General features: G+C 66.7%; 4 protein-coding genes. All 4 read right to left on the bottom strand.

The window, feature by feature from the left end:
* Positions 1 to 210, bottom strand: a 210-nt coding sequence (locus MB828_RS27260) for a hypothetical protein (protein ID WP_301646675.1), incomplete at its 3' end; no start/stop codon positions are given.
* Positions 211 to 288: 78 nt separating this feature from the next.
* Positions 289 to 1,371, bottom strand: a complete 1,083-nt coding sequence (locus tag MB828_RS27255) for a hypothetical protein (RefSeq protein ID WP_301650535.1) — start codon at positions 1,369 to 1,371, stop codon at positions 289 to 291.
* Positions 1,372 to 1,909: 538 nt separating this feature from the next.
* Positions 1,910 to 3,088 (bottom strand): fructose-specific PTS transporter subunit EIIC, encoded by a 1,179-nt coding sequence (locus MB828_RS27250; RefSeq protein WP_301650534.1) that lies wholly within the window; start codon positions 3,086 to 3,088, stop codon positions 1,910 to 1,912.
* 355 nt (positions 3,089 to 3,443) lie between these two features.
* Positions 3,444 to 4,715 carry a hypothetical protein gene (locus MB828_RS27245; RefSeq protein WP_301650533.1) on the bottom strand — a complete coding sequence of 424 codons (1,272 nt, stop codon included), beginning with the start codon at positions 4,713 to 4,715 and terminating at the stop codon, positions 3,444 to 3,446.
* Positions 4,716 to 6,000 lie beyond the last annotated feature (1,285 nt).

The following is a 6,000-nucleotide window of genomic DNA, read 5'->3' as shown; positions in this document are numbered from 1 at the left end:
GGCGCTGGAGGCTACACCGGCCTGGGTGTCTGCGCCGGTGGTCTGTTCGGTGGCAACCTGGGTGATGTCGTCGAGTGCGCCGAGCAGGTTGGTGACGTCTCCCCACTTGGACCGCTTCTCGTCCGCGTCCGGGGTGGCGCGACCGTGCCGCCCGCGGGCCAGATGCGGAACCGGCGAGGCCCCCAGCGCACGGTGTTGTGGGTCAGACACCGCGTCGCGCTGGGGGCCTCATCATGTCACTCCGCCCGAGCAGCCGATGTCGCCTGTACGGGAGAGGACGAAGGAGGGTTACTGGGGCTTGGGCAGGGTGAGGACGACCTTGTGCACTTCCCCGGGCGCGGGGGTTGCCTTCTCGATGTGCTTGGTGGGCACGTGCTTGGTGGCGTGCTTCTTGGTGGCCGGCTTCTTCCCCTTGATGTGCTTCTTCAGGGCGCGCTTCTTCGGGGAGCTGTGTGTTGTGCCAGTGGTGCCCGACTGCTGCGACTGGGGATTCTCGGCGATGATGTTGATCTTGCTGCCGTAGGTGGAGACCAGCGGGTCGGTGACGGTCGACGGGGCGTTGGTGGTCACGTCCACCTTGTCGGTGTACGCGTTGTAGGTCGCTCCGGCGTCGTAGCCGGCGGCCTGTATCTGCGTGGCGGTGTCATTGATGGTCGAATCGATGGCGCTGTTGCTGGAGAACTGGCTGAACTCACCGTAGAGCGTGAGGTCGCGGTCGGTGAACCCATGGAAGTCCGAGGGGTACTGCAGCTGGCTGGGAACATTGCCTCCGGTGAACACCAGAATGGGGTTACCCTGCGCGTCCAGGTACGCCGCGTACGCCCCGTTGTAGTCGGAGATTTCCTGGACCAGGGCCCAGTCCGAAGCGCTGATGTTGGGAGTGCCCGCGACGATGCTGATCTTGCTGCCGTAGCTGGAGACCAGCGGGGCGGTGACGGACGACGGGGCGTCGGTGGTCACGTCCACTACGTCCGTGTCCGGGTTGTAGGCCGAAGAAGCGCCGTAGCCGGCTGCCTGTATCTGCGCGACGGTGTCACTGATGGCCGAATCAATGGCGTCATTGGTGGAGAACTGGCTGAACTCACCGTAGAGCGTGAGGTTGGTGTTGGAGAACCCGTGGAAGTCCGGGGGGTACTGCAGTTGGCTGGGGACATTGCCTCCGGTGAACACCAGAGTGGCGTTCCCCTGGTTGTCCACGTACTCCGTGTAGGCGCTGTTGTAGCTGCCGATCTCTCCGACCATCGCCCAGTCCGAATCGCTGATCCCGGCGCTTCCCGGGGACATGGATGCGTACGACGGGGCGGCACCCAGGACGAGGGACGCAGCCAGGAAGGTGCTCAGCACCAGCGTCCGGGACATTCTTCTTGGCATTTCTTCACCTTTTCTGTTCTCTGCGGTACTGCGGGCGGGACCACCCCGCCGCATATGCGACGAAAACTCACCGAACCAATTTCGGTTCACTCCCCTGCTGCCAGTGCCGCTCCCGGCAGCGGGGGTCTGCGCCCCACGCCTCGGCGTACACCAGGACCACGGCACGAGCCCCAACTGCGTGCTTCGTGCCATCTCCCGGCAGGTGATACCGTCGGCGTCCTGCCGCAGCCGACGCAGTCGGTGAGCCAGTGATGCAACCGGCCCGCTTCTGGAACCAGGTTGGCGCTGCGGACGCCCCCATTCGTTTCCCTCCCTGGATCTGCCGGTGCCGGGCAACCTGGCGTCAGTTCCTGCGGTGATGCCCAGCGCGCGGCCGCTTCACGTCCGCCGGATTTCCGGTCGGCGGTTCCTCGATCGCCGGCGCCGGAAAGTCGGCGGCAGGCGTTCCGTGATGCGCCGCCGTCGTCTCACGGCGCGGCAAGAGGCCCGTGTCGCGCATGCACTTGGTGTGCGGGTAGCCCGAACATCCCTGCGGAGGTCAGGCGGCCACGGGCGTCTTCCGGTGGGTGGCGGCCCTCGCGGTGGCCGCGGCCGTTGCGGTGCGCCCCAGGCTCTTCAGTGCGATTGCGACGCCTGCGGTGACGAGGACGCCGGCGGCCACGGCGGCGGCGAACAGCAGCGGCTTTCCGAGCTGGTCAGCGGCGAAGACGCCTCCGTAGGGAGCGCCCATGGTCGAACCGAAGGTCATCGTCAGCACGCCGGTGACGGCGCCGCCGGCCATGGAGGCGGGGATCACCCGCAGCGGGTCGCGCAGCGCGAAGGGAACCGTGCCTTCGGGGACACCGGCCAGACCGAGCAGCCAGGCCACCTTGGCGTAGTTGCGCTCGGCCTGGGTGAACGCCTTGCGGCGTACCACGGCGGCCAGCGACAGGCCCAGCGGCGGGACCATGGCGGCCGCCACCACCACGGCCATGAAGGCCATATGGTCCGGAGTGGGGACGTCGGAGCTCAGGCCCGCGACGGCGTAGGTGTAGGCGACCTTGTTGAAGATCCCGCCGAAGTCGCAGCAGACGGCCAGGCCGAGGAGCAGGCCGAGCACGAGGCGCTGGTTGGTGAGTTCCAGGGTGACCAGCTCATTGGACAGCCAGGAATTGAGTTTGTCGAGCTGGGGCGACAGGAGCGCGCAGAAGAACACGACCGTGGTGAGCAGGGTGGCCAGCAGCGGAATGACCGCCTTGGCCATGAGGGTGTGCCACCTGGCCGGGACAGTGATCTTCTGCAGGGCCCGGGTGACCGCGCCGGCGAGCAGGCCTGCGGCCAGGCCGCCGAGGGAGCCGGTGTGCAGGGTCACCGCGGTCAGACCACCGGCGAAGGCGGGGAACAGGGCCGGGCGGCCGGCGATACCGTAGGCCGTGTACAGGGCGATGGCCAGGCCGAGGAGCTCCAGGGTGAGGCTGCCGGTCTGCCGCAGTGCCACCGCCCAGCTGTCGAGCTGCAGCCAGGAGAATTGCTGGCCGGTGACGTTGTGCGAGAGTTCGGTGATGTGCCAGCCGCCGACGGCGTAGGCCAGGACGGTCAGCAGGCCGCCGAGGGCAGTCATGGTGGCGAGGTGGGGAGTTGCGGCGGTGAGCCACCGGCCGAGCCGGGTGACGGCACGGTCGCCCGGCTCGGTGTGCTGGTCCATCGGGGCCGCAGCGGCAAGGGTAGTGGGGGGCATGATGCAGACTCCAGGGGTGTGTGGTCCTGCCCGGCACGGCGGCTCGGGCGAGTCACGGCGGGCATGTCGGAAAGGGAAAGGCCGGAGGTGTGCGATCCGCAGGACCTGGGGCATGGGGTCCGAGCGGGGCGGATGGTGGGCCGACCGGCCCGTCGCCGGCCAGCCGGTGCGATGATGACGCGCCGGGCGGCAGCCGTGACCGGCCTGCCGGCCCCGAACAGCGCCGGCGGCGCCTGCCGGCCTCTCCTTAAAAGGCCGCGCCCGCCGGCACTGTCGCACTACCGGGGCGGTGACCGGGGAACCCGGCACTTCGCCGGGCAGCTCGGCCGGGGCCGCTTACGCCCCTGCCCGCGGATCAGTTGGTGACCACATAGCCGCCCCAGCCGGAATGTATGAAGTTCGCCTTGACCCCGTACATCCGGTACTGGGTGCAATGGCACGGGCCGTTGTACCACTCGTAAAGACCGGAGTGGCTGCCGATGATTCCCGCGTAGTGCAGGGTGTTGTTGTTCGCGCCTATGACGTCGTAGGGAATGTAGACGGGGGCACCCGAATCACCGCGCTGCGTGTGCTGGCCGTTGTCGTAGTTGGGAGCGTTGGTCCCGCCCGGCGCATACGTGAAGCCGTCCCACGAGTTGCTGTGATGCCTGTTGCCGGTACTGTCCGTCCAGTCGAAGGCGTAATTGATGGAGGAGATGGGGTGGCCGCAGTGGTTGTACGTCGTCTGCCCGCTCACACAGACCTGCCTGTTGTAGGTGATGGCCTGCAGGGAAGCGACCGTCCTGGACGATTCACTGGAGGCGTAACCGCCCGTCCAGATATTCCTCCCGTACCGGTAGCCGACGAATGCCTCAAGGTCGGTCGACCCGATCCTCTTCACCCAGCCCTCATTGTTGCCGTTTGCACCCACGACAAGATGGTTCAGGGAAAAACAGTGCCCGGCCGTGGTCATCATGTCGGCCGCTATGCCGGTGTCGGGATTGACCACATGAACCTTGAATCCGGACGTGCAGTTAAAGGAACCGTCGTTGATCGAGTCCCCTCCCAGGAAGTCATTGAATCCGTCATTGAACCGGTTGTACTGCTGCTCGAAGCGCGTCTGGACCACTTCGACCTTGTCACCCAAGTGACGCTGGAGCGCCGACCTGACGGACGCGGGAGCCTCGGTGTTGACCACCACCTTGTCCACCACACCGTCGTAGGCGTAGCCCTGGCGGTACTTCTGCGCACCGTTGTCCCACTTGGCGTCGTCCGCCACCTCGTTCTGGATCTTGTCTACCTCGCCTTTGGCGAACCTGCTGACCTTGACGGTGACCTGCATCCCCGACGGGACGTCCGCCAACACCTTGGCCTTCTCGTCGGACTCCGCCCCGGACTTGGCCCGCCCGGGGGCAGGCGTATTCGCGGGCAGCATCAGCACCGGTGCTGAACCGCTGTCGGCACCGAAGACACCGAGGGCGGAGTGCTTTGCCGCGACCTCGTCGAGCTGCTTCCACTGCGCTTGGCTCGGCTCCTTGACTGATGCCGCAGGCTTGGCCTCGGCAGCCCATGCGGGAACGGGTACCGCCAGAGCCCCCGCGAGGGCGGAAACCCCCATCAGCACCCCGGCAAGGCGCTTCGATCTCACTGTTGTTCTCATTTCGTCCTTCTCATACAGGATGGAACTCGGAATGCATCGACTAAAAATCCCCCAACTGCGGGAGCTTTTCCGGCCGATGCCCCAGGCTGGAAAATCAACCGATTTCACTACCGCCGCAGCGGAGGCGGCCTGGGACTCAGGGCATCCAGATGCACCGATTTCCCCCTTTTCCAGGGTCGAACGCTTTTCGCCTTCTCCGGGCTCCCTATTCCATGAGGCACGGCCCGCAGAAACGATGCGACACCGACCCGGGAAGCTGCTCACTCCTACCCAGCGCCGATCACGAGACCGGGAATTCAATCCGCCTCAGTCGTGCTTTCGGCCGACAGGGCCAGCCGGAAGCACGACGCCAACGAATTCGGGCACGAAACCGACTCTTCGCCTGCGCCAGCCCCCGAATCGAGGTGCTGCACGCGAGAATCATCAGCGCCAGGAGCAGCCGGGTTCAACGGGTACTTTTACGCGGTCCTGCAACGCTGTTCGCCGGATTCGGGTAGTACCCGGTCCACCGCACCGCGCACTACCCGGTTCACGAAACCAGGTAGCGACCGCGGACCGGCACCTCCCGCCTCCGTCCCGACGACACGGCGCAGACAGACGTCGCTGAACAGGAACTCCCTTTCCCACACACGGCCCCATGGCATCGTCGACGCCCCGCACGGATGTCCCGGCCGGCACACGCCGTGCTGATCGCCTTGGGGCCCTCGCAGGGTCCAACAATGCAGGGGTGCCGGTCCGCCGCCCACCAAGCGGCGGCCTGGGTACGCAAGCGGCAGGAGGACCCGGCAAAGATGTTCTGGACGCAACCGTCAACCGTGCACCGGAGTGCGGCGGCGAACTGCCCGGCGCCGCACCCGGCGCAGCACGTTTTGGGCCGCGGAGATGTCACCAGTCCTGGTGCACAACCCCAGGGCATGAACGATGGCCGTGGCAGGGGTGCTGTGAAGCACGCCTTCCGCGAGCGTTCTCCGGAAGCAGCGATCGAGCCCCCGCAAGAACGGCCTGCACCGCGCCAAGGCTCTCGATCCACAAAAAGCACCCCGACTCCCACACCACAGCAGCCGCTCGGCTGACCCGCACTCAGCTCGGGAGCCGGTCGTTCTTGACCGATCGGCGGGTGGTGTTCGGCTTCTTCCTGATGGCCGTGGTGATGGGCGGGGAGCCAGCACGGGCTTCCGGCTGCGGGCGTCGGCGAACCGTATGCGGCCGTCCCCGATCTCGGCGAGCGCCTGAGCACCGGGCTGAAGTCCGAGCCCGGGGAAGCTCAGCAGTA

The organism is Streptomyces arenae, assembly GCF_022343545.1.
GTDB classification, from domain to species: domain Bacteria; phylum Actinomycetota; class Actinomycetes; order Streptomycetales; family Streptomycetaceae; genus Streptomyces; species Streptomyces humi.
Note: the sequence above shows the minus strand (reverse complement) of the source record. Positions and strands in the feature narration are given on the sequence as shown.

Coding starts and splice junctions, on each gene's coding strand:
- MB828_RS27255 (WP_301650535.1), bottom strand. CDS start 1,371: ATGCCAAGAAGAATGTCCCGGACGCTGGTGCTGAGCACCTTCCTGGCT.
- MB828_RS27250 (WP_301650534.1), bottom strand. CDS start 3,088: ATGCCCCCCACTACCCTTGCCGCTGCGGCCCCGATGGACCAGCACACC.